This is a genomic window from Kitasatospora sp. NPDC096077 (assembly GCF_040303245.1).
In the GTDB taxonomy this organism is placed as follows: Bacteria; Actinomycetota; Actinomycetes; order Streptomycetales; family Streptomycetaceae; genus Kitasatospora.
Genome location: NZ_JBEOSV010000007.1, coordinates 45139 through 68007, shown reverse-complemented (window position 1 = coordinate 68007; position 22869 = coordinate 45139). Strand labels below are relative to the sequence as shown.

Here is a 22869-nt window from a genome sequence, read left to right as displayed (position 1 = left end):
GGCGGAGTGAAGTCGTCGGCCGGATTCTCCGCCAGGGTCGGGTTCGGGGCGACATCGTTGAGTGCGAACGAGTGCCTGGGTTGTTCTCCATCAGTTCGTCGACCACTGGCTCGGTGGTGCTGCTCTTCATCAGGGTGGGCAGGTGTGTCTGTGTGTGCGTAGAGCGGTGCAGAATCGGAGCCTGAGGCGTGTCCAATGTCTGTTGCATGTCTAGTGGAGTTATTTGTGTTCGGGGCCGCTGGGCTGCAAGGGTGTCGGCTATGAAGATCACGATCACCGTGGAGAATCCGACCCCCGAGGTGCTTGAGAAGCTGCTTGCCCTCGCTGCCATGCCGGCTGCCGTCGTGACTGCGGTGCCCGATGACCGTTGGACGGTGGAGCGGGTCTGCTCGTACTATGACCGGCTTCCGCCCCGTGCTCAGCAGATTCTGTTGCAGGTCGTCGAGGGTGAAGGCGAGTGCGGCGCGGAGGAGTTGAAGGCGAACGGTCGCAATCTGCGGGGCTCCACCGGGGCTTTTCGGCGGGTGCTCACCGAGGGCAAGCGCACCGGGCTCTGGCCGGATGGTCTGCCGGTGCCGTTGGTGTCCCACATCGTCGGGGGGCAGCTGAAGAAGCTTGAGATGCCGGGACGTGGCACGGAGTACGACGTACTCCCGGTCTTCCGGGAAGGGTTGGGCAAGGCGGGGCACCTTGGCGCCGGGGTGGTGGGGCCTCGGGACGTCTCCGGTGCAGCGTCATCCTCCGCCGTGGGAGTGTGACTTCGCTGTCAGGTGCGGCAGTTGGGCGGGGTGTGGGTGGCGTCCCAGGGATGCCGGTGGGTGTGCAGGGCTGCTCGGTCAGGAGCAGAAACTGCTGTCGTCGTTGGAGAAGGAGACGAACTGTCCGTTGCGGGACCAGTCGTTGACCCAGCCGACGTGCAGGTCCCACCGCTTCTGCTTCCAGTTGGCGTTGTAGCCGATGACGTGGATGCACCCGTGCCAGTACCAGCCGGAGAAGTCGGTCACCCTCGTCGGGGTGTTCCAGCAGTGCCCGACGTACTGTTCCCGCTGGTTGTAGCCGCCGACGCAGACGTGTCAGGTGTCGTGGAGCGTATCGATGAAGCGGAGTTGGTAGTTCGCCTCCTTCCACTGTGCGGGCGCTGCCACCGCTGAAGGCGCCATCGCCGTCACGGCCAGGATGCTCCCGGTCAGTGCGAGCGCTGCCGTCGTCCGTGTACCCATCCGGTCCCCCTTGTCCGACCCGCTCCCGGACCGTACGGCTGGCAGCTGGTCGACACGATGGCACCGTGAGGTCCTTGAGCACATCCGTGCATTGTCGGATTCGGGGGCGCACTCCGCGACGTCGCACATTCGGCAAGTGGCGTAGGCGACGCCGCCGTCACCGGTTGCGGGCATGGCATCCGGCGTACATCCCGGTATCGAACAGCCCAAGTTCCCCGGGGTGCGGCGGAGCGCGCATGGTCCGTCGTCGAACGGGGGTTAGGTTCCGAGGTCCACACCCCAAGGCGGGCCCGTCGAGGGTGGGCCCGCGATGCGCAGGAAGGACCTACGGCGATGAACCGAAGCCGCCGCACCCCCACCACGGCGCTCCTTGCCGCACTGTTGCTGACCAGCTTCGCGACCGGCGCCGGTCCGGCCCGGGCCAACGCGCCGGGCGGCCTGCCAGCGGCCGCGGCCCCCGCCGCGGGTCCGGAGAGTGCCCCGCCCGCCGCGGACCCTGCCGTACACGGCGCGCTGGTCACGGCGCTACGGCAGGCGCAGGTCGACAGTCCCAACGCGCCGCTCCGGCATATCTGTTACGCGACGCACGTGGCGAACATCGGCTGGCAGAAGCCGGTTTGTGACGGGAAGCCCAACGGCACCGAGGGGCAGAGCCTGGCCATCCAGGCGATCGACATCATCGCCACCAACACCGGCGGCATCTGCGCCGACGCCAATGTGCAGAACATCGGTTGGCAGGGCTGGCGGTGCGGCGAGGACGGCACGGACATCCTTGTCGGGACGACCGGACAGTCGCTGCAGATGGAGGCCCTGGCCGTCAGCATCGCGACCAACGGGATCTGCGCCGATGCCTATGTGCAGAACCACGGTTGGCTGGGCTTCCAGTGTGCGGCCGCCAAGCAGGTCGCCGTCGCCGGGACGACCGGCCAGGGGCTGCGCATGGAGGCGGTCGAGATCGTCGTCTGACACGCAGAGTCGGTTCCGGGGAAGAGCGGGCCGCCGGTTGCCCCGCCGGGGCCCGCTCTCGTGATACCGGCTACCCCCGTGGTAGCGGCAGCTCGAAGAAGACGACCTTGCCCACGGCCTTGCGGGCGGTGCCCCAGCGCTCGGCGAGTACGGAGACCAGCATGAGGCCGCGGCCGCTCTCGTCCAGTTCGTCGGCCGGCCGCATCGACGGCAGGTTGTGGTCGTCGTCGCTGACCTCGACCAGCAGCTTGTCCGACCGGACCAGTTGGAGCTGCACCCGGTCCCGTGCCACCTCCGTCAGACCGGCGACCAGGTCCACCGAGACGAAGTCGGCCACCCGGAGGACCAGCAGAGCGCACAGCTCCGCCGCGATCGTCGCCAGGTCCAGCGACCGGTCCAGTCGTTGCCCGAACTCCCGACTCAGGGCCATCCGCACGGACTCCGGCTCCACCTGCGGCGCCTTGAGCCAGCCGGCCGCGCGCCCCGCGCTGAGGGTCGCCTCCGCGGCGAGCAGGCGGGCCTCCAGCCGCACACAGCGCTCCTCCGCCACGTGCTTGAGCGACTGCGCCCGCGCCAGCTCCGCCCGCAACGCCTTTAACTCCGTCTTGAGGCCGAGCAGTTCGTCCCGGACCCCGCCCGCCTCGGCCGGCTCCTCGAAAAGCTCCAGCGCGGCGACCGCACCGGACGCGTAACGGGTGGTGGCCCACCGTGCTGCGGGGCATGTCCCGTCGCGGCGACGGCAGGAAGGTGAAACACAAGCCGGGTGGCTGTGCTGAACCCGCCGCCATGCCTGCTCCGGGGAGCAGCGCTACTCAGGCGGCCATTGAGTACGTCCACTCGTGAGTTCGTACCCGCCGCTCCCTACGGTGGCTTGCATGGAGACGCACCCGGCTCCTGCCCACCCCCAGACCTTGGCAGGCATGCCCTGGGCCACCGTCATCGGGATCGTGGTAACCGTCCTCACCGCGGCGCTCGTCGTCGCAGGCATGGCACTGGCCAAGTTCGAGGACGGCCTGACCCAGCACGGGTACCTCAAGGACCACGCCGGAAGCGCGCTCGAACTGCTGCGCCCGGGCGGGATGTCCCCGGACACCGGCGTCGGCACCAGCCCTGGAACCGCCCCCATCGTGGTCCGCGCGGGGAAGGCGGGCGACTACGCCACCCCCGGACCCGGCTCCCTGCCGGCATGACCTTCCCGGACCGCGGCGAGTCCGTGACCGCGCTCATGCCGTCCCTCGGCGATGACCAGAAGCGCACCGTGCCGGTGCGGGTCAAGCCCGGCGGTGGGACAGGGCCTGGCACGGTGGAGGTCGCCCCGTCGTCGCCCGGCTACCGCGAGCACGCGTACTGGCAGTTCGACCTCGGCTGACCGCACCGCACCGCACTCGCGGACGTGACCGAGTTGACGTGACCGTGAGCGTATCCGGCCCTCGTGCAGACCTGGATTCCCCGATTGGGCTCGACGCGGTCGACCCCGGTGAGGCTGCGCGGACGGCACCACGTGGAACCCACCGGCGTGCCGCGCTGATCAGGCCGTGACGATCCCCGGCGCTCCGGCCGGCCGGTCAGTTCCGTTCGTAGTGCGCGAGGTATCCGGCGAGTTCGTCGTCCATGCTCTCGTCGCCGTACCCGTGCAGTGCGCACCAGAGGCGGTTCTCCACCCAGAAGCGGTATGCGAACTCTTCGAACGAGGAAGCGCACTGGGCGATGACCCCGAACCAGTCGACGGGCACGTCCGGTTCCTCCCACGCGGGCGCGTCCTCGAGATCGAGTGGGGTGGCCACCACGAAGGCCTCGCCGGTGGGCCGGAGGTAGAGGTACCAGAGCACGCAGTCCTGCTGGTCGCGCAGGAAGCGGACCAGGAAGGCGCCGGGCTCCATCGGGCTGGGTATCGGCGAGGAGACATCCGTCCAGCAGGACGTGGCCGACACCCTGTCCAGGGCGCGGTGGCTGTTGGCGCCGCTGTGGAAAGCGGTGAAGTCGGCGGGCAGCACCACCCCGGTGCCCGCCAGCTCGGTTGCGACGCCGGAGAGGCGCTCGGCGAGCTCCGGCACCGCCGGGCCGGTGCCGCCGAGCCACCCGAACCCGCCGTCGAAACGGGCCGGATCCAGCGGCGGCAACGTGTCGGGGTCGTACCACTCGTAGGTGCTGGCGCACGGGCGGTGCGTGCCGAGGTCGGTGGCGCACCAGAGGGTTTGGAAGACGGGTCGGGCGGTCGGCTCGGTGCCGGTGGTCACGGTGCTCCTCAGTCCGGGTCGCTGTGTCACCGGGCATCCTGCCGACCGGGACTGACAGTCCGTGACTGCGGCTGCGGACATCGCCCGGAGCACGGTCGCCGTGTTCGGCGGTGCGATCAGCGTCGGCGGCCGGGGTACCCACGCCTGAACGACAACCGCGGGCACGGCATCCATGCCGCCGGTTCGATCGGAGACCTGCTCAGTATTCGCAGGATCGGCCTTACGACTCATCGGCTGACTCATGTTTCTGTCTGTTTCTCTGCCGACATCCACACAGAGCGACTGGCTGACAAGATTCGGGCCGCCTGCTTCCGCGCGGTGCTCCCAGCCTGCCAGCAGGCTTTCTGAAGGGGAGATCCCAGAAGCTCAATATTCGCTCAGATTTCGAGCGACAGGCAATGATTCGTGTAAAACTTTGAATGTTCCCGGTCAAGGGAGTTTCATGAAGGGGGAGATGAAGATGAGTGTACGTCGAGTGGTGGCTGCCATGGCTGTCTCGGCAGCCGCTGTGCTCGGAGGTGCGACGAGCGCCAGTGCGGCGCAGACGGTCACCGAGGGCCATTGCGACTATGACGGTCCCGCCGGTTGCACCACCTACTTCCAGCCCACCCGGGAGGCCTGCGAAGGGGTCATGTCCTGGTGGAACAAGGGCTACCGGGGCGATGACTACTTCGCCCACAAGGTCCGTACCTGCGCGGTGACGTTCGCCGGCGGCCTGCGCGGCCGAGGCTGATCTTCAATCCGGGAGCGGGGACCGGCCTCTGCGCCCGCCCCGCCCCGGGGTCCCGCAGGCAGACGGCGATTCCGCTCGGAGACACTCCGTCCTCTCGGTCGTCCCTGTCGGACTAGGATCATCAATTAAAAGGGGGAAGCTGTGGGAACCGTAATCACGCTATTGGCCGGGCTGGCGGTCGCAATCATCGCCACGATTGCCTACCTTGCCCGCCGGGACAGGCTTCGCCGCTCCCAAACCGATGACGCGGTCGGCTTGTCGATCGAGCAGCAGCGCACGAGGCAGGCGGCTCAGATCCGCAGTACCTATTCCAGCGCGTCGATGCACCACGGAACCGGGTTGGTCTCCGACGACATGCACAAGTACTACTCCTAGAAGGCATTCGAACGTGACACGAGGGACGGCCCGCATCCTCGCGCTGACAGCCCTTGTGGCCGCGCTCTGCCCGGCGTCCACCCCTGCGTCACCGGACACCGCCCAGCTTCCCTGGCCGCTGCGGACCATGAACGCCACCGCCGCCTGGAAGAACTCCACAGGGGCGGGAGTCATCGTCGCCCTGGTCGACAGCGGGGTCCAGGCCGACGCCGCGTTGACCGGACCGCGCCTGCCGGCCGTGGACTTCACCAGTTCCGGGACCCCCGAGACCGACGACGACCAGTTGCTGTCGCACGGCACCATGATGGCCGCACTGATCAACGGCGCCCGAGGCCTGCCGGGCCTCGCACCCGGCGCGACGCTCCTGCCCCTCAAGGCCGTCACCCCGAGCCCCAAGGTCACGGCCCAGGGCGACGCCGAAGCGATCCGATACGCCGCCGACCACGGAGCGAAGGTCCTCAACCTCTCGTTCGGCCTTCCCGCTCCACTCGACCCGTGGCAGGAGGCAGTGCGGTACGCCCTCAGCAAGGACGTCGTCGTCGTCGCGGCCGCCGGGAACTCCGGCACCCACAGCGCCCCCATCAGCTACCCGGCCGCCTACCCCGGAGTCCTGGCCGTCAGCGCCATCGGCCCCGACGGCCGACTGTCGCCGTCATCCACCTGGGGCCCCGGACTCGGCATCTCAGCGCCGGGCGCCGACATACCGCTCTGGAGCCGGGGGTGCACCGACTCCACCACCGCCTTCGCGGTCTGCACCGGAGACGGGGGCACCAGCGCCGCCACCGCGTACACCTCCGCCGCCGCCGCGCTGCTGCGTTCCGCGCACCCCGACTGGGACGCCCGGCGCGTGGTCGCCCAACTGCGCGACACGGCGCGGCCGCCGAACGACGACAGCGAGCGATACGGTGCCGGCGTCCTTGCTCCCGACCTCGCACTGACTTCGGCCACGGCATCGCCTGCGCCTGCATCCGCCCCCGTGCAGTGAGGTTCCGCCCGCCCTCGCCGATCTGCGGGGACGCGCCCCCGAGACAAGATCAGCGACTTGTCACCCTCCTGCTACGGGCACCGGACGGGAGAACCCGCCCGGTCAGGTCGACGTCATCGGCTTCGGAGAACGGGCGTACGAGATCGTCGGGAGTGGTCGTTGATGGACTTCAAGGCGCGCGTGGGAAAGCTGGGCAACCGTTCGCGGGTGGCTGTCGCCATCGGGGTCGTCGTCGTGGCGGCGAGCGCCTGGGCGGTTCCGACGGTCACCGCGTCGACCTCCATAGCGGCTGACCAGGGCGTCGCGCAGGGCCAGGACAGCGGTGCCCAGGACGGCTCCCAGAGCAGCGGTAGCGGCAGCGCCGCCGCCGCGCAGCAGGCGGGCGGGGTGCCGGAGGGCATAGCCCACGCCTCCGAGGCCGGCGGCAATGCCGTCAACATCACCATCGACGACGGTCCGGACCCGGTGTGGACGCCGAAGGTCCTGGACGTGCTGAAGCGGTCCGGAGTGAAGGCGACGTTCTGCACGATCGGGCCGCAGGCCAAGACGCACCCGACCTGGTGAAGCAGGTGGTGGCGGCCGGCCACCGGCTGTGCGACCACACCGTGGACCACGACACGACCATGGACAAGAAGCCGGTGGCGTACCAGGAGAAGGAGATCCTGGACGCGAAGAAGATGATCGAGGACGCCGCGGGCGGCGCCCAGGTGCCGTCACGGTCTGCCTGCTCGCCTGGTTCTGGGGCCAGGGCTGCGGACTGGTCAACCTCACCGCCAGCGTCGAGGGGGAGCGGTTGTACCGTTCGCTTGGCTTCAAGGAGAACGCCGGCTCCATGAGGCTCCTCCGAGCGTGAACAGCCTGCTGGCAAGACCTCGAGTCACACCCACCATTGCACCGTCGCACAAAGTGATCGGCCGAACCTGGACGGCGATTCTTCGTTGCTCGCGGCATCCCCGGCGTTCTATCCTCCGAGGCAACGCGCTGACGGAGACAAGTAGCCGCAGGGCACGCGAGCCGAGAGAGCTGCCGGCAGCTGGGAAGGCAGCCTCGCGTCCTGGGGTGAATCCCCTCCCGAGCGCGGGGAGGAACGGCCGGTTTACGGCCCAATGCCCCGCCGGTTCGCTCCCGTTATCGAGCTGTCGAGGCCGTCACCTCCGGGTGACGGCGAAGGCGTGGTGGCACCGCGAGTTCCCTTCTCGCCCACGCCCCCAAGGGATCACGTCGGACTCCGACTGATCGATGGGACCCGAAATGCTGGACATCACCGTGATCCGCGAGCACCCCCGGCGCGTCGAGCGCGCGCTGGCGAAGCGCGCCGTTCACATCGACCTCACCGCCTTCCTCGCCCTGGACGAGAAGTACCGGCACGGCACGACCGAGGTCGAGACGCTACGCGCCGAGCGCAAGCAGATCTCTCGCGAGATCGCGCGGCTCAACCCGGCTGACCCGGCCGCCGTCGCCAAGCGCATCGAGGCAACCGAACTCGGTACCCGCCTTGCCTCACTCGAAGAGCAGCTCACGGCCCTGGCCGACGAGCGCCGGGCGTTCCTCGACCAGCTGCCCAACCTGCCCGACGAGGACGTGCCGACCGGCGGCAAGGAACAGAACCAGGTCATCCGCGAGCACGGCACCCGCCCGGCCTTCGACTTCGAGCCGCACAACCACGTCGATCTGGCCCGCCGACTCGGGCTGATCGACTACGAGCGCGGCGTCAAGCTCGGCGGCACCGGCAACTGGGTCTACCGCGGCAACGGCGCGCTCCTCGAATGGGCGCTGCTCAACTTCTTCATCGAGACCCACGTCCAGGACGGCTACGAGCTGATCCTGCCGCCCCACCTGCTGACCTACCAGGCCGGCTACACCGCAGGCCAGTTCCCCAAGTTCGCCGAGGACGTCTTCGCGCTCGAACAGGGTCCGGCCGGGCCACAGCGGTTCCTGTTGCCGACCTCGGAGACCGCCCTGGTCAACCTCCACCGCGACGAGGTCCTCCCGGAGGCCGAACTGCCGCGCAAGTACGTCGCCTACTCGCCCTGCTATCGGCGCGAGGCCGGCAGCTACCGCGCCGCCGACCGGGGAACCCTTCGAGGCCACCAGTTCAACAAGGTCGAGATGTTCCAGTTCGCGCACCCCGACCACTCCGATGCCGCCCACGAGGAACTCCTGACCAAGGCAGCCGACTTGGTCGAGGCGCTCGGCCTTCACCACCGCATCACCCGACTGGCTGCCGAGGACACCAGCGCCTCGATGGCCAAGACTTTCGACGTCGAGGTCTGGCTGCCCAGCATCGACGACTACGTCGAGGTGAGCTCGGTGTCGAACGCCCGGGACTACCAGGCCCGGCGCGGCAACATCCGCTACCGCCCCGCGGCAGGAAAGGCCGCCTACGTGCACACCCTGAACGGCTCCGGGCTGGCCACCAGCCGCCTGGTGCCGGCCCTGCTGGAACAGCACCAGCAGGCGGACGGCACCGTCGCGGTGCCGACGGTGCTGCAGCGCTGGCTCGGCTGCAAGTCCTTGGCCCCAGCAGAACTCGGGTAGTCGTACCGGCGACAGGGCCGGAACACGGCGCGTCCGGGCCGACGGCGGGCCACTGCCCGGGTCACCGCTGTCAGCGGTGACCCGGGCAGTGCGTGCCCCCTGCAGCAACGTCGTGGGCGAGCACGGCCACGGCCTGGCGAAGGCTTTCCAGGTGCTACCTCCAGGAAGGTTGTTCAGGCGGTCGGTGCGGGATGGCGCAGCTGCGCCAGTACGGTGCGGGCGTAGCCGAGGATCTCCTCGTCGTGGTGGTGGTCGAGGGCCCACCGCAGGGCGGCGGGGCAGTCGATCGCGGCCCAGGCCCGGCAGGCTGCCCACTCCTCGGCGGTGAGGTCACGCCCGTAGCCGGTGAGGAACGCCGTGCGGAGGTCGGGCCGGTGCGGGGTGAGCTGGAGCATGACCCGCATCAGGTCGTGGCGCACCGGTTCCTCGACCTGGGTGCGTTCGAAGTCGATGACGCCGATGGTGAGGCGGTCAGCCTCGTCACGGTGGAGGAGCCAGTTCCTGGGGCCGAAGTCGCCGTGGCAGAGGGTGGGAGCGGTGTGCGGGGGTTCGATGCGGGTGGCATCGGCGAGGACTTCGATGTCCTCTTTTGGGAGTCGGGCCTTGTGGGCGCGGGCGAGCGCCCGCTCGCGCTCCCGGCGCCATGGCAGTCGTTCGCCAGCCACGCCGTCGGTGGTCGGGTGGGCGTGGATGCGGGCCGCGAGCAGGCCTGCCTGTCGGTACACCTCGCGTTCGGCGGCCGCGCTGAGGGCGGTCCGGACGGCTGGGGTGCCGGGCAGGGCCGTGGTGACGATGAGCAGTGCTCGGGGGTCGTCGGCGAGCAGGACCGGGGTCCGGTCGGGGCCGAGGGCGGGTGCGAGATGTCGGTAGGCGGTGGTCTCGCGCCGGTGCATGAGCGGGTTCTTGTGCCGCTTGGCGAAGAGTCGGCTCCCGTCGTCCGTGTGGACCTCCCACACCGCCGGACGCCCCGTACGGTCCCGCGAGTGCACGCCCAGTAGTTCGTACGGTCCTGCCGTTTCGCGCAGCAGGCGGTCGGTGTCGTCGGGGAGGGCGGGCGCGGTCATGTCGGCCAGCCGAGGGTGGAGATCCGGCTGCCGCGGGTGACTTCGGCGAGGGCGTGGGCGGTGTAGGGCACGATGTCGGCCGGCAGCCGGTCGAGCGGCCAGCGGCGCAGTTCCTCGCACTTGTGCGGCTCGGCGTTGCGCGGCCGGCCTTCGTAGCGGGTGGTGCGGAAGAAGAGCTGGAGGCGGTCGCGGCCGTTGTCCGCGTCGAGCAGGTGCAGGGCGTGGACGAGTTCGAGGTCGTGCTCGGCGATGGTGATGCCGAGTTCCTCCTCGGCCTCGCGCGTCATGGCACGGGTGACCGGCTCGCCGTGCTCCATGTGCCCGGCCGGGAGGTGCCACAGCCCGGCGGCGTAGCGGGTGTTGCGGCGCCGTCCGAGGAGGACGGTGCCTTCGTCGGTCAGGACGAGGTGGACGCCGACGACCAGGGCCGGTGGCTCCGCCCCGGGTTCGCGGGTGTGGGTGGTCACCGGGAGGTCTCCTGGTCGTCGTGCGGAGGTCGGGTGCGTTGGGTGGGGATGCCGGTGCGTTCGTTCTGGAGGTCCCAGAGTTCCCGGAAGCGGCCGTTCTGGTCGGCGACGAGTTCGGCGAAGGTGCCTTCCTGGAGGACCTTGCCGTCCTCCAGGACCACGATCCGGTCGGCGACGGCCACGTTGGTGAGGCGGTGGGTGACCAGGACGACGGCCCGTTCGCGGGCGACGGCCCGGAGGTTCTGGAAGATCCGGTGTTCGGCGCGGGGGTCGAGGGCGGCGGTCGGTTCGTCCAGGACGAGGAGGCCGGCCTCGCGGTGGAAGGCGCGGGCGATGGCGAGGCGTTGCCACTGGCCGCCGGAGAGTTCCTCGCCGCCCATCCACTCGACGGCGAGGAGGGTGGAGAGGCCGCGGCGGAGTTTGGCGACGACGTCGGCCGCCCCGGAGGCGTCGGCGGCGCGCAGCACCGCGGTGTCGCCCTCGGGGGTGGGCTGGCCCAGGGTGATGTTCTCGCGGCAGGTGAGCGGCCAGCGGGCGTAGTCCTGGGGGACGACGGCGACCTGGCGCCACAGGGCGTGCGGGTCCAGTGCGCGGGTGTCGTGGGTGTCCCAGCGGACCGAGCCGGTGTCGGGCAGGTAGAGGCCGGCGAGGAGTTTGGAGAGGGTGGTCTTGCCGGACCCGTTCTCGCCGACCAGGGCGAGGATCTCGCCGCGTTCGACGTGCAGGGTCACCCCGTCCAGGGCCTTGCGTTCGGAGGCAGGGTAGGCGTAGCCGAGGTTCTCCACGGTGATCCGCGCGGGCGCCTGGGGCGTCTCGGTGCCGCGTTCGGGGCGGTGGCCGCCGGCGGTGTCGAGGAAGGTGGACCAGTCGTCGAGGTACATGCCGGTGCGGAAGAGGTCCGCGCCGTAGCCGACGAGGCCGTGCAGGCTGGTGCTGACCGCGGTGAGGGCGAACACGGCCGCGCCGCCGCGCGGCAGGCTCATCCGGCCGGTGCTGACCAGCCACAGCATCGCCGCCCAGACCAGCGCCGTGCCGAGGCCGGAGGCGGCGGCGCCGATCACCGACACTCGGGCGCTCTGCCGCGCCGCCCGCCGGGAGCTGGCGTCCAGCCGGCGGCCGACCTGGTCGTACTTGGTGAGCAGGAACTCGCCCATGGTGTCGGAGCGGACCTGGTCGGCGTTGCGCTTGACGTGGATGTACCAGCGCAGGTTGGCCATGATCCGGCGGTCGCCGACGGCCGCCCGGTTCGCCAGGAACTGCACCCGGGCGGCGTGCACCGACGCGACCCCCTGCGGCAGCGCCGCCAGCACCAGCAGGGGCAGCAGGGCGGGGTGGAGCACGGTCAGCACACCGGCCGCGCCGAGGAGGGAGGCGAGGGCGGCGATCAGGTTCTGGGCCTGGCCGATGATGTCCACGCAGGCGTCGGCGCCGCGGTCGGCGGCCTCCAGTTCGTCGTTGTAGCCGGCGTGGTCGTAGGCGGTCAGTTCGGCCGCGACGGTGGCGCGCAGCACGGCGGCCTCGGCCGCGCGGGAGATCCGCGGGGAGAGGTGGATGGTGATGGAGCGGATGGTGATGCCGAGCAGGGAGCGGGCGCCGGCCGCGGCCGCGATCACGAGGATCGACGGCGCGGCGTGGGCGAGCTTGTCGCCGACCCGGCCGGGGCCGAACAGCGCGGCGACGGTGCCGGTGGTGGCGAACAGGCCGGCCGCGCCGAGGACGGCGGAGACGGCCTGGCAGGTGAGCAGCAGCGCGATGGAGCCGCGGTCGATGCCCCAGCCGAGGCGGAAGGCGCGAACCACGAGTGCGGGCAGGCGACGGGCCATCGCGTTGACGCTGATCGCCTCGATGGCGGCGATGCGGCGCTTGTCGGCGAGCCAGTGGAGTTCCTCGTCGGCGGCCTCGGTGTCGGTCTCGCTCTCGGACTGGGACTGGGACTGGGCCTCGGTCGACGTGGATGTCGGTGCCATGGATCCTCCAGGGGCGGAGAAGGCGTTGCGGGCATGGGGAAGTGCCGCTTCGGGGCCGGTGAGGTGGCTCAAGGAGGCCTGAAGCAGGCGGAGTTGATGGATCCGACGGGGGTGGATGGCGTCCGATGATGGTGCTGTTCGAGTTCGGGCTTCAAGTGGATTGCCTCCGGGCGAGCCCGGGTCGAACGGGGACTTTTCGAGCAGCTCCGGCGCGCGGCCCACGGCGCCCGCCACGGTCCTCGGGACGGGCCCGGGGCGGGCGTGGAGACCCCGGTGGGCGCGGAGGTCACGTCCGGCGGTGCGGTCGCCCATTTCACCCGTTCGGCTGGACCACCGCCCGATCACGTTTCAGTTGCTGCCAGCCGAAACCCGCTGCAGGATGACGCAGCAGGAGGGGTCGAGCCGGAGGGGGCGGGGCGTGGAACGCATCAGGGTGGGCCGGTGCAAGGCACTGTTCCGGCAGGCGGACCACCTCTACCGGCGGGCGGACCTGCGTCTGGAGGGCGTCCGCGGCCTGCTGGCCCAGCCGGAGCGCAGGCGGGCCCGGCTGCTCCCGCTCGCCCGGGAGCAGTGGCTGCTCGCGGTGGCGGACGATCCGGACGTCGCGCTGGTCGCGCTCGCCGACGCGGTGACTGACGGCCTGGACCTCGCCACCGACGAGTTCGTCGACCAGGCCGTGGTCCGCTGGCTCGACCAGGGCTGGCCCTACCGCCTGCGGGAGGAGACCTACGAACGGCTCCAGGAGACCCTGGCCACCACCGGCCGACCGCTGGCCGAGCGGATGACCTCCGTCTACCGGGCGAGGAAACCCGGCCCGCTCGACACGCGGCGCGAGGAACCCGTGATCCGGATGCTACTGACCTACCACCCGGTGCGGCCGCCCATGGACGTGCTGCTGGCCATCGGTCCGCTACGCACCGAGGCGGACTGGTGGTGCGACGTCGGGTACGCGGCCCTGGACGACGACGACCACCCGGACCTCGCCGGGCGCCACTTTGCCCGGGCCGATGAACTCGGCAGCCCGCACGCGCGCGAGCGCGCCGCCTACCTCGCGCTCCTGCGCACCGAAGGAACCTCCGACCGGGAGTCGGTGCGCTCGGCCCTCGTCACGGCCCGCGAGCTGTACCCCTCGCCCGATCCCGAACGACGGCTCTACCTGGGCTGCCGGGCCGTCTTCGAAGGCCTCGAAACGGACCTCGGCGAACTGGCCGAACTGCGGGTCGACCGGCCGGACCTGCGCGACTTCTGGGTGGCCCAGCACCACCTGCGCACCGACGCGCCCGCCGAAGCCCGCGCCTGGCTGCGTTCGAGCGTGGAGCGGGCCGGCCCCGTCTTCTCCGCGGACGTGCACCGACGGCGCCCCCGTGACCGTTCCCCGTTCGAGGTGCGGGACGTCGCCGAGGCCCAACTCGCCCGCCTGGAAGGGCGGGAGCCCGCGTCGTGGGCGTCCTGGCGGGAGCACGACGATCCGGACGCGAGTTTCCTGCCCGTCCTCCAGCGTTGGGACCCGGGTTGGCTGTACCGGTCGGCCCCGGTGCCGGAGGAGGCGTTGGAGGGAACGCAAGACGAAGCGCCCGGGGACCGTCCGCCCGGTCCGCCGACCGCTTGACGACGGGTCTGCCCTGCCCTGTCGACGATGCGCGTCGCGACTGCGTGTCGCGACGGGCAGTCGCGACGCTCAGTGGTGAAGGGGTTGGACTACCCGTTGTGCGGTTCGAGTTCGGTCGCCAGCGTCTGCTGGGTGGCCGCCCACGACGCGAGGAGCGCCAGGTTGTCGGCGGTCGGTGTGCCCGTGGGTGCGGTGTAGACGTTGAGGCGCAGGCCGGGTTCGGCGGGCATGTCCAGGGACTCGACGTCCAGGTCGAGCCGGCCCACGATCGGATGGCGCACGCGCTTGCGGCCGGACCGGTGCAGCCGTACGTCCTGGGATGCCCAGCGCCGCCGGAACAGCTCGCTGCGCGTCGACAGTTCGCCGACCAGGGCGATCAGTTCCTCGTCGTGCGGGTTGCGGCCGGCTTCCATGCGGAGCTTCGCGGCCACGTCACGGGCGATCCGGTCGTAGTCGACGAAGAAGTCCCCGGCCGCCTCGGGGCTCAGATAGACGAACCGCGCCGTGTTCGCGGGCCGCCGCGGGTCGGCCAGCATCGGTGAGTAGAGCGCGCGGGCGAGTTGGTTCATGGCGAGCACGTCGTAACGGCCGCTGCTGATCCAGGCGGGCGCGCCGGAGATCGCGTCGAGCACCTGCTGCAGCGTCGAGCGCACCGTCGAGGCGGGCCTGCGCCGGCGCGGGCCGCCGGGTGCGGGTGCCCTGGACAGGCGCGCGAGGTGGAACAGGTGGTCGCGCTCGGCCTCGTCGAGTTGCAGGGCGGAGGCCAACGCGTCGAGCACGCCGTCGGAGGCACCGGCGAGGCCGCCGCGCTCCATCCGCACGTAGTAGTCGACCGACACCCCCGCCAGGAGCGCCACCTCCTCGCGGCGCAGGCCCTTGACCCGACGGTTGCCGCCGTAGGCGGGCAGGCCCGCCTGCTCGGGTGCGATGCGGGCGCGGCGCGAGCTGAGGAACTCCCGGATCTCGGTGCGTGGATCCATCGTGGCCATCCCCTCACCCTATGCCCGTCCCGCGGCCTACGGGGTACCCGTCGCGGTCGTCGCGATGCCGCCGTCCACCGGGATGACGGCGCCCGTGAGGTAGGACCCGGCCCGGCCGGCCAGGAACACGGCGATACCCGCCATGTCGTCGTCACGGCCGAGCCGGCGCAGCGGGGCCGCCGCCGCGATCGTGTCACCGAGGGCATCGAACGTGGCCGCCATCATCTGCGACGGGAACACCCCCGGTGCCACCGCGTTCACCGTGACGTGCTGCGGGCCCAGCTCCCTGGCGAGCACCCTGGTGAGCTGGTGGAGCGCCGCCTTGCTGCTGGCGTACGAGTAGTTGGGCGCCTGGGCGACGTGGATGGCGGCGATGCTGCCGATGTTGATGATCCGCGCGGGATCGTCGGCGGTGCCCGCCCTGCGGAGCGCGGGGAGCAGCGCCTGCACCAGCCAGAACGGCGACTTGAGGTTGAGGTCGATCACCGTGTCCCAGGCCTCGTCCGGGAACGTCGCCAGCGGTTCGCGCCACATCGCCCCCGCGTTGTTGACGAGGATGTCCAGGGAACCCGAGTCGGCCTCGACCAGATCGGCGAGGCGCCGGCACTCGTCGTGCCTGGACAGGTCGGCGGGGATCGCCCGAACGTCGCCGAATTCGGACAGCAGACGTTGTGCCTCCGCGCACGCGTCGGCTTTCCGCGAGCTGATGACGACGCGGGCGCCCGCCTGGAGAAGGCCGCGCGCGATCATCATCCCGATGCCCCTGGTGCCGCCGGTGACGAGGGCGTGCTTCCCGCTCAGGTCGAAAAGTCCTGCGTGGGTGGTGAATTGGCGGTCGGCCATTGGTCTCCGTCCCTTCTGTCGTGGAGGAATGCGCTGACACGGTCGCGTATCCGGGGCAGCCGCACCCAGGCTGGCAGGCGCTTCGGACGTCCGGGAGACCCTGGTGATCCAGGTACTGCGAGAGCCCCCTTGCGCGGCCGTGGCCGCAGCCGTGGCCACGGCCGCGGCCCGTCGCACGCGCGGTACGGGCTCGTGCTGGCGCGGCGTCAGGTATGGTCACACGTCGTCGAATTCGATTGCAGGTTCGAACGCGGCCTGCGGGGGAGACCAGGAGACACAGTGATGACGAACCAGCCCCGATCGGTCCTGCTCACCGGTGCCGCCGGCCGGATCGGCACCAGCCTGCGGGAGTTGCTGCCCGGGTACGGGTACCGGCTGCGCTGCTTCGACCGCCTGCCGGTGCCCGGCGATCCCGAGGCGGTGACCGCCGACCTCCAGGACGCCGGGGCGCTGGCGGCGGCGATGGAGGGCGTCGACGCGGTGGTCCATCTGGCCGGGATCCCGGGCGAGGCGCCGTTCGCCGACCTCCTGGCCGCCAACATCGACGGCACCCACCGGCTCTACGAGGCCGCCCGGGCGGCGGGGGTGCGGAGGATCGTCAACGCCGGCAGCAACCACGCGGTCGGCTTCACCGAGCGGCCCGCCGACGGCGGGATCGTGCCGGTGGACACCCCGCAGCGGCCCGACACCCTCTACGGGTTGTCCAAGTGCTTCGGCGAGAACCTGGCCTCGCTGTACGCCGACCGGCACGGCATCGAGAGCGTCTCGCTGCGCATCGGCTCCTTCGCCCCCGCGCCGCGCGGCATCCGGGCGTTGGGCACCTGGCTCAGCCCCGGCGACTGCGCCCGGCTCGTGCACGCCGCGCTCACCGGTCCGGTGGGCGGCCACGTGGTGGCGTACGGCATCTCCGCCAACACCCGGGCCTGGTGGGACCTTTCGACGGCCCGGGCGCTCGGCTACGAGCCGCAGGACGACGCCGAGGAGTACGCCGCCGAGCTGATCGCCGAGTTGGGCGAACTGGCCGCCGACGACCCGGAACACCGGTACCTGGGCGGGCGCTTCACCCGCTGAGTTCGGTGTAGGAAGGGGACGGCGCCGCCGCGTCAGATCTCGTGTGTGAGGATCAGGCGAGGCGCCCTGTGAGGGGTGCTCGCCCGATCACCCGCAAGGGCAAGGAGAGGTGCTGGATGTTCGCCGGGGGAACCGCGCGGTTGCTGGTCACGAACGACGGTGAAGCGCCGCTGGAGCTGACCGTGGAGCCCTGGGCGGACACCCACCGGATCCTGCGGCAGCAGACCTGTGTCGTGATCACCCACTCGTCGGCGGCGGACGGTTCCTGGTCGGGGACACAGCGTGGGGATGAGCCCTTCCAGGTCATGCATCGACCGGACTCGGTTACGGTGTGGGCCAACGGCGAGTGCTTCCACCTCGCTGATCCGGCGGGCCATGCCATCGACGCGGCCGACTGGCACTGCCCGGCTCAGGATGCGGCCTCCTGAAGGTGACCGCCCCGCGGCCGGGTCGGCGCAGTCGGCACCACCGACGGAAACGGCTCCCACCAATCCATCCGGCACCAGCCGCCCGAATGAGATGACTTCCCGGTGTTGATCCGCAGCTCGTTGCCGACGGTGAGGGCGGGGGCGGCGACACGTTCGGGCCGCCCGCCGCCGGGCCGGGCCGCAGTCTCCTCCACCTGGCGCCGGCCCTGCACCGGCTGCACCGGCTGCACCGCAACGGCCGGCTCGCGTGACGCTCGTACACGGGGCTCAGTCGGCGGCCTGATCCCCGGACCGTCGGCCGGGTGGTCCGCGGGCCGGTGGCCTGGTCCCCGGACCGTCGGGTGTCCGGTCCCCGGACCGTCAGTCCTCGGCCCCGCGGTAGGTGTAGAGGTCGTCCAGGAACTTGCGCTGCAGTGACGGGATCCGGTCGACGGCCCGGAAGTACGCCCGGTTCGCGGCGAGGACGGCGCGGCCGAGGACCGGCTTGTGCAGCGGGTCGTCGCCGTTGGTGCCGTTCTGCGCGAGGGAGTCCTTCACGCGGGCGAAGCCGTAGGGGATCATCTCCGCCTCGTACCCGGCGATGGCGTCGACCAGGCCGCGGCGGCCCTCGGCGGCGGCCGTCAGGGCGCGGGTGAGGAGGGCGGCGTCGCGCAGTGAGGTGTTGGCGCCGACGCCCTGGCCCGGCGTCATGGTGTGGGCGGCGTCGCCGAGGAGGGTGACGGTGGTGGTGGGCCAGGCCGGTACGGGTTCGGAGGTGGCGATCCGGATCGGGAAGGTCGTGGTCGGGTCGGCGAGGGAGAAGAGCCTGCGGAAGTCCGGGTGCCAGTTGGGGGTGAGCTTCAGCGCCAGATCGATCAGGCGCTGGCCGCGCAGCTCCATCACGTCGGCGGGGAACTTGTCGTCGGCGGCCCAGAGGCCCCAGGAGATGTAGTCGCGGGTGTTGTCGAAGAGCAGGCCGGGCCAACTGCGCAGCAGCTCGGCGTCGTTGCCGGCGGCACCCTCCTTGATGCCGCCGCGCTCGTCCCAGCCGAACTCCATGACGTGCCAGATGCACATGAAGCCCTTGGGGGCGAAGGTGAGCGACAGGCCGGTCCGCGAGGGCGCGGGGAGCAGGGCGAGCGCCTCCCGGCTCAGCGGCAGCTTGGCGGCGATGCTGGTGATCCCGGCCGGCTTGAGCACCGCGTGCGGCAGGTACTGCCTGCGTACCGCGGAGTGCGCGCCGTCGGCGGCGACCAGCACGTCGCCGGTGGCGCAGGAGCCGTCGGCGAAGTGGGCGACGACCTTGCCGTCCGGCCGCCGCTCGTAGTGGGTGAAGCGCTTGTCGAAGTGGACGGCGTCGTCCAGGCCGGTCAGCAGCACCTGGCGCAGGGTCTGCCGGGAGACCGAGCGCTCGGAGTTGACCGGGTCGGCGTCGCCGCGCAGCGGGACGGAGGCGGTGATCCGCTTCCGCTCGGTCAGCACGTTGAAGTGTGAGGGGGTACGGGCGCAGGTCGCCAGGAAGGTCTTGAACAGCTGCGGCGGCAGGCACTCCTTCAGGGCGTGGTTGCCGGTGGGGTCGATGCCGACCCGGTAGCCGTGGAGGCCGTCGGTGCGGCTGCGCGCCTTCTCGTAGACCGCCACGGAGACGCCGGCCCGGCGCAGGCCGTGGGCGAGGGTCAGGCCGCCGAAGCCGGCACCGATGACCAGGACGTGCAGGGGTTCGTTCGAGGACATGACGTTGCTCCGCTTCGTGTTCGTGTTCGTGTTCGTCGGGTTCATCGTGTTCGTCGTGTTTGTGTTCGTCGTGTTCGCGTTCGGGCGGGGTGTCAGGCGATGGTGAGGTGGTTGCTGCCGGAGTCGAGGGCGATGTCGTAGCAGCCCGGGGTGGTCTCGGTGGGCCGGGCGCTCCGCCAGTCGGCCCGGGCCGTCGTCCCGACCCAACGGCCGTCCAGCGAGAGGCTGGTGAAGCCGGCGGCGCCGCGCAGGGTGGCCCGCGTGGTGGCCGGGCGCAGGATGGTGGTCATCCGGACGGCGCTGCGGAAGTGCACGGGGACGAGGTGCTCGGTGTGCGGCAGGACGAACCTCGCGTGGCTCAGGCCTCCGGTGACGGTGATCGAGCGCAGCGGGAGTCCGGTCAGGTCGGCCTCGATGTGGGTGGCCGCGCCCCGGATCTCGATGTCCCAGAGGGCGGTCGGGCTGAGCGTCACGTGGGCGCTGCGCCGGGCCAGGTCGAAGGGGTGCATCGGGCCGCGGCGGCGGACGGTGATGGTGCCGCGGCCGTCGTCGGCCACCTGGGAGGCCGGGCCGATGAAGTCGGCGGTGCAGAGCTTCCCGGTGGTGCTGGCGGCGACGTCGAGAGTGAGGTGGTGCACCTGCGGGACGAAGGCCAGGCGCGCGGTGTTCGAGGTGAGGCTGTTCATCGAAGGCTCCTCGTGAAGACTAGAAGTTCGACTGAGCAGGTAATCTAGTCACTAGATTCTCTAGCGACTTCTGGGGATGACTGTACGAAGCAGATCGCTAGAATGTCAAGAGATCTCAGGGAGGAAGCCGGGTATGGCAGCGGAGCAGGCGCACGAACAGGCACACGGGCAGAGGCAGGCGCAGGGGCAGGCACATGGGCAGGAACAGGCTCAGGCGGCCGCGTCGCAGGAGCGGCTGATCGAGACGTTCGGGCAGGTCATGCAGGAGTTCCAGCGCGCCGGCGACACCCTCGACCAGCGAGTGGCCGATCGGCTCGGGCTCAACCGCACCGACCTGCGCTGCCTGGAACTGCTCTTCGACCCCACGCCGATGAGCCCGGGCGAACTGGCCGCCGCGGCCGGCCTGACCACCGGCGGCGTCACCACGGCCATCGACCGGTTGGAACGCTCCGGCTACGCCGCGCGCACCCGGGACAGCGCCGACCGTCGCCGGGTCACCGTCCAGCCGACCGAGAAGGGCTACGCGATGGTCGCCGAGATCTTCGCGCCGATCGCCGAGGAGGGCGCGGAGTACCTGCGCGCCCTGGACGACCGGACCATCGGCCAGATGATCGACTTCCTCCGGTTCGCCACCCGCCAGCAGCAGGAGCACGCCTCCCGGCTGGCCGTGAAGCCCTGACTGCCCTTACCGCCCTGACTGCGCTTACCGCTATGACCTGCGGGCTCCCGCAGGCGGGACTACTCAGCCGGTCGTTGAGTACCGCCACTCATGAGTCCGCGCCCGCCGCTCCCTACGGTGATCCACATGGATATGCAGCCGGCACCCGCCCACCCCCCGACCTCGGCAGGCACGCACTGGGCCACCATCACCGGGATCGTGGTGACCCTCCTCACCGCGACGGTCGTGGTCGTCGGCATGGTGCTGGCCAGGTTCGCGGACGGCCTGACCCAGCACGGGAACCTCAAGGACCACTCCGGCAGCGCGGTCGAACCGCTGCGCCCGGGCGCCACCGCCCACTACGACGACGGTCTGACGATCACCGTGAGCCGCCCGCAGCGGCAACCCGACGGCAGCTACCGCCTCACCGTCACCTACGACAACGGCACCGGCAAGGAACTGCGCCCGGGCGGGGCGTCCCCGGACACCGGCGTCGGCAGCAGCGGCGGCTCCGCCCCCCTCGTGGTCCGCGCGGGGAAGGCCTTCGACTCCGGCCTCCCCAGCCCGAGTTCCAGTTCCAGCGCCAGCTCCAGCGTCGGCGCGGGCCCGCTGCCCGACGTGACCGTCCTGGACCGCACCGAGTTGGTGACCGCCCCCATGCCGCCCCTCGGCGGGGACCAGAAGCGCACCGTACCGGTGCACTTCAAGCCCGGCACCGGGATGGGCCCCGTCACGGTGGAGGTCGCCCCGTCCTCACCCGGCTACCGCGAGCACGCGTACTGGCAGTTCGACCTCGGCTGACCGCACCGCACCGCACCCGCACCGCGCCCGCACCGCACCGCACCCGCACCGCACCCGCGCGTCGCGCGCAGGCGACATCGAGCGGGCACAGCGGTGGGAGAGTGGAGGAGTGAAGCCGCTGCCCGGTGGGCTGTTCGCCTCGACGGTGCCGTACTACGCGAGGTTCCGGCCCGCGTACGATCCCCGTCTGTTCGCCCTGCTCGGTCGGCGTTTCTCCCTGGACGGCTCCCAGCGCGTGCTGGACCTGGGGGCGGGCAGCGGAGCTCTCACGCTGCCGCTGGCGCCGCTCGTGCGGGAGGTGATCGCCGTCGATCCGGAGCCCGCGATGCTCGCCGAGGGGCGCCGTCTTGCCGCCCGGGCAGGGGTGGGCGGCATCGACTGGCGGCTCGGAAGCTCGGACACGCTGCTCGCGATGGACGTGGGGCCGGTCCTGCTGACGGTGATGGGCGCCTCGTTCCACTGGACGGACCGGGAACGGCTGCTGCGCGACCTGGACACCCTGATCGAACCCGAGGGCGCGCTCGTGCTGGCGACCTGCGGAGCCCAGCACGACGACCTCGAACCGCCGCCCTGGCTGGCCGTGGTCGAGCAGGTCCGCCGCCGCCATCTGGACCCCGAACGTCTGCGGGGCTCCGGGCCGGCCGGGTACCCCGACGTGCGTCACCAGGAGGTCCTGCGCCGCTCGCCGTTCTCCCGGATCGAGGAGGTCCACTGGGACCGGACGGTCAGCCGTGGCGTGGAAGAGGTCATCGGTCTTCAACTCTCCTACAGCTTCACCAGCCCGGCCGCACTCGGCCCCGGCCGGGAGGCCTTCGAGCATGACCTCCGCCGGACCCTGAACGCCTTCAGCCCCGACGGCGGATCGTTTGACGAGTGTGTCCGCACCGAGGCGGTCATCGCCCTCCGGCCCCCGAGCTGAACCGGGCTGCTCCTCGTCGGCCGTACCGCCTCGCGACCGGGCCGGCTCAGCACACCCGTGGTGTGCGCCGGGCCGGTGCCGCGCGTGCGGGAGGGTCAGTTGCAGTCGCCGTAGCGGCCGCTGCCCCAGCCGCCGTCGGAGAAGGTGTGCCAGTTGCCCCAGATGTGCTTGTTGCCGCACAGGGTCGTCTGGCGCCAGCGGTAGTCCGTCTTGTACACGGTGAGGTCGACGTCGGGCAGGAACTTCAGCGGGGGAGCGTAGGCCTGCCCGGCCATGTTGGTGTGGATGTCCATGATCGGGGAGGTGGTGAAGCTGCCGTCCGGGTGGTCGAGACGGAAGGAGACCGGCTTCAGCCCGTCCTTGTTCTCGCCCTCGACGTACAGCGTCCCCTCGACGTGGAACACGTCGACCTGGCCGTTGTCGCCGACGTCCGGCGCGGTGGGGCTGGGCGCGCCGTAGTTCCAGTGGATCTCGGCGTCGACGCCCTTGCAGTCGCCGAAGTAACCCAGGTAGAGCTCACCGAGCTTGACGTTGTCGGCCATCAACGAGACCGGGTGCGAGCGAGCATTCTGGTGGATCTGACGGGTCACGATCAATGGTTCGTCCAAG

26 protein-coding genes and 1 pseudogene are annotated in these 22869 nt (G+C 70.9%); 15 read left to right on the top strand and 12 right to left on the bottom strand.

All coding sequences use genetic code 11. The features are described from left to right. Positions 1–260: 260 nt before the first annotated feature. Complete coding sequence (locus tag ABTZ03_RS09550) at positions 261–758, top strand: hypothetical protein (RefSeq protein ID WP_350512320.1); 498 nt, start codon at positions 261–263, stop codon at positions 756–758. Positions 759–836: 78 nt separating this feature from the next. On the opposite strand, the gene ABTZ03_RS09545 is transcribed toward ABTZ03_RS09550, so the two are convergent. Next, entirely contained in the window at positions 837–1004 is a 168-nt protein-coding gene (locus ABTZ03_RS09545) for a hypothetical protein (RefSeq protein WP_350512319.1), read from the bottom strand. A 69-nt stretch (positions 1005–1073) separates the two neighbouring features. Next, the gene (locus ABTZ03_RS09540) at positions 1074–1220 is read right to left on the bottom strand and encodes a hypothetical protein (protein ID WP_350512318.1); all 147 of its coding nucleotides are present in this window, start codon (positions 1218–1220) and stop codon (positions 1074–1076) included. A gap of 333 nt (positions 1221–1553) precedes the next feature. Between ABTZ03_RS09540 and ABTZ03_RS09535 the strand changes: the two genes are divergently transcribed. Beyond that, positions 1554–2186, top strand: a complete 633-nt coding sequence (locus ABTZ03_RS09535) for a hypothetical protein (protein ID WP_350512317.1) — start codon at positions 1554–1556, stop codon at positions 2184–2186. 70 nt (positions 2187–2256) lie between these two features. Here ABTZ03_RS09535 and ABTZ03_RS09530 read toward each other — a convergent pair whose 3' ends face one another. Further along, positions 2257–2775, bottom strand: a complete 519-nt coding sequence (locus tag ABTZ03_RS09530; protein ID WP_350512316.1) for an ATP-binding protein — start codon at positions 2773–2775, stop codon at positions 2257–2259. Positions 2776–3061: 286 nt separating this feature from the next. On the opposite strand from ABTZ03_RS09530, the gene ABTZ03_RS09525 reads away from it, so the two are divergent. Next, positions 3062–3376, top strand: a complete 315-nt coding sequence (locus ABTZ03_RS09525; RefSeq protein ID WP_350512315.1) for a hypothetical protein — start codon at positions 3062–3064, stop codon at positions 3374–3376. After that, positions 3373–3555, top strand: coding sequence for a hypothetical protein (locus tag ABTZ03_RS09520; RefSeq protein WP_350512314.1), 183 nt, complete (start codon positions 3373–3375; stop codon positions 3553–3555). Before ABTZ03_RS09525 ends, ABTZ03_RS09520 begins: the two co-directional genes overlap by 4 nt. Positions 3556–3751: 196 nt before the next feature. On the opposite strand, the gene ABTZ03_RS09515 is transcribed toward ABTZ03_RS09520, so the two are convergent. Continuing rightward, a complete protein-coding gene (locus tag ABTZ03_RS09515; RefSeq protein ID WP_350512313.1) occupies positions 3752–4423 on the bottom strand; it encodes a hypothetical protein in 672 nt (223 codons plus the stop codon). A gap of 442 nt (positions 4424–4865) precedes the next feature. On the opposite strand from ABTZ03_RS09515, the gene ABTZ03_RS09510 reads away from it, so the two are divergent. From ABTZ03_RS09510 to serS, 5 genes and pseudogenes are all read left to right on the top strand, one after another. Next, positions 4866–5156: a hypothetical protein gene (locus ABTZ03_RS09510; protein WP_350512312.1), complete on the top strand. Its 291-nt coding sequence runs from the start codon at positions 4866–4868 to the stop codon at positions 5154–5156. Between the two features lie 141 nt (positions 5157–5297). After that, positions 5298–5531 carry a hypothetical protein gene (locus tag ABTZ03_RS09505; protein WP_350512311.1) on the top strand — a complete coding sequence of 78 codons (234 nt, stop codon included), beginning with the start codon at positions 5298–5300 and terminating at the stop codon, positions 5529–5531. A gap of 127 nt (positions 5532–5658) precedes the next feature. After that, positions 5659–6516 (top strand): S8 family serine peptidase, encoded by an 858-nt coding sequence (locus ABTZ03_RS09500; RefSeq protein ID WP_350512310.1) that lies wholly within the window; start codon positions 5659–5661, stop codon positions 6514–6516. Positions 6517–6723: 207 nt separating this feature from the next. Further along, positions 6724–7223 (top strand): annotated as a pseudogene (locus tag ABTZ03_RS09495) (polysaccharide deacetylase family protein); the annotation flags it as partial. 544 nt (positions 7224–7767) lie between these two features. Then, on the top strand, positions 7768–9054 hold the full coding sequence (gene serS, locus ABTZ03_RS09490) for a serine--tRNA ligase (protein ID WP_350512309.1): 1287 nt from the start codon (positions 7768–7770) through the stop codon (positions 9052–9054). Positions 9055–9227: 173 nt separating this feature from the next. Here the strand turns inward: serS and ABTZ03_RS09485 are convergent, their stop codons facing one another. From ABTZ03_RS09485 to ABTZ03_RS09475, 3 genes are read right to left on the bottom strand one after another with little or no spacing between them, the layout of a single operon-like run. Beyond that, on the bottom strand, positions 9228–10118 hold the full coding sequence (locus ABTZ03_RS09485; RefSeq protein WP_350512308.1) for an aminoglycoside phosphotransferase family protein: 891 nt from the start codon (positions 10116–10118) through the stop codon (positions 9228–9230). Then, a complete protein-coding gene (locus tag ABTZ03_RS09480) occupies positions 10115–10585 on the bottom strand; it encodes an NUDIX hydrolase (RefSeq protein WP_350512307.1) in 471 nt (156 codons plus the stop codon). Before ABTZ03_RS09480 ends, ABTZ03_RS09485 begins: the two co-directional genes overlap by 4 nt. Beyond that, a complete protein-coding gene (locus ABTZ03_RS09475; RefSeq protein ID WP_350512306.1) occupies positions 10582–12552 on the bottom strand; it encodes an ABC transporter ATP-binding protein in 1971 nt (656 codons plus the stop codon). Before ABTZ03_RS09475 ends, ABTZ03_RS09480 begins: the two co-directional genes overlap by 4 nt. Positions 12553–12970: 418 nt before the next feature. Here ABTZ03_RS09475 and ABTZ03_RS09470 point away from each other — a divergent pair, with 418 nt between their 5' ends. Next, the gene (locus ABTZ03_RS09470) at positions 12971–14161 is read left to right on the top strand and encodes a hypothetical protein (protein ID WP_350512305.1); all 1191 of its coding nucleotides are present in this window, start codon (positions 12971–12973) and stop codon (positions 14159–14161) included. A gap of 89 nt (positions 14162–14250) precedes the next feature. Here ABTZ03_RS09470 and ABTZ03_RS09465 read toward each other — a convergent pair whose 3' ends face one another. Together ABTZ03_RS09465 and ABTZ03_RS09460 are read right to left on the bottom strand one after the other, a co-directional pair. Beyond that, positions 14251–15141 carry a helix-turn-helix transcriptional regulator gene (locus ABTZ03_RS09465; RefSeq protein WP_350512468.1) on the bottom strand — a complete coding sequence of 297 codons (891 nt, stop codon included), beginning with the start codon at positions 15139–15141 and terminating at the stop codon, positions 14251–14253. Positions 15142–15177: 36 nt separating this feature from the next. Then, a complete protein-coding gene (locus tag ABTZ03_RS09460) occupies positions 15178–15984 on the bottom strand; it encodes an SDR family oxidoreductase (protein ID WP_350512304.1) in 807 nt (268 codons plus the stop codon). Between the two features lie 282 nt (positions 15985–16266). Between ABTZ03_RS09460 and ABTZ03_RS09455 the strand changes: the two genes are divergently transcribed. Continuing rightward, positions 16267–17055 carry an NAD-dependent epimerase/dehydratase family protein gene (locus ABTZ03_RS09455; protein WP_350512303.1) on the top strand — a complete coding sequence of 263 codons (789 nt, stop codon included), beginning with the start codon at positions 16267–16269 and terminating at the stop codon, positions 17053–17055. A gap of 116 nt (positions 17056–17171) precedes the next feature. After that, positions 17172–17483 (top strand): hypothetical protein, encoded by a 312-nt coding sequence (locus ABTZ03_RS09450; RefSeq protein ID WP_350512302.1) that lies wholly within the window; start codon positions 17172–17174, stop codon positions 17481–17483. Positions 17484–17843: 360 nt separating this feature from the next. On the opposite strand, the gene ABTZ03_RS09445 is transcribed toward ABTZ03_RS09450, so the two are convergent. Beyond that, entirely contained in the window at positions 17844–19196 is a 1353-nt protein-coding gene (locus ABTZ03_RS09445) for an FAD-dependent oxidoreductase (protein WP_350512301.1), read from the bottom strand. A 92-nt stretch (positions 19197–19288) separates the two neighbouring features. Beyond that, positions 19289–19882, bottom strand: coding sequence for a hypothetical protein (locus ABTZ03_RS09440; protein ID WP_350512300.1), 594 nt, complete (start codon positions 19880–19882; stop codon positions 19289–19291). Positions 19883–20015: 133 nt separating this feature from the next. Here ABTZ03_RS09440 and ABTZ03_RS09435 point away from each other — a divergent pair, with 133 nt between their 5' ends. The 3 genes from ABTZ03_RS09435 (at position 20016) to ABTZ03_RS09425 (ending at position 22260) form a co-directional block, all read left to right on the top strand. Beyond that, positions 20016–20561 carry a MarR family winged helix-turn-helix transcriptional regulator gene (locus tag ABTZ03_RS09435; protein WP_350512299.1) on the top strand — a complete coding sequence of 182 codons (546 nt, stop codon included), beginning with the start codon at positions 20016–20018 and terminating at the stop codon, positions 20559–20561. Between the two features lie 126 nt (positions 20562–20687). Then, positions 20688–21341, top strand: a complete 654-nt coding sequence (locus ABTZ03_RS09430) for a hypothetical protein (RefSeq protein WP_350512298.1) — start codon at positions 20688–20690, stop codon at positions 21339–21341. Positions 21342–21450: 109 nt separating this feature from the next. Continuing rightward, on the top strand, positions 21451–22260 hold the full coding sequence (locus tag ABTZ03_RS09425) for a class I SAM-dependent methyltransferase (RefSeq protein WP_350512297.1): 810 nt from the start codon (positions 21451–21453) through the stop codon (positions 22258–22260). Positions 22261–22355: 95 nt separating this feature from the next. On the opposite strand, the gene ABTZ03_RS09420 is transcribed toward ABTZ03_RS09425, so the two are convergent. Continuing rightward, on the bottom strand, positions 22356–22850 hold the full coding sequence (locus ABTZ03_RS09420; protein ID WP_350512296.1) for a hypothetical protein: 495 nt from the start codon (positions 22848–22850) through the stop codon (positions 22356–22358). Positions 22851–22869: the final 19 nt, after the last annotated feature.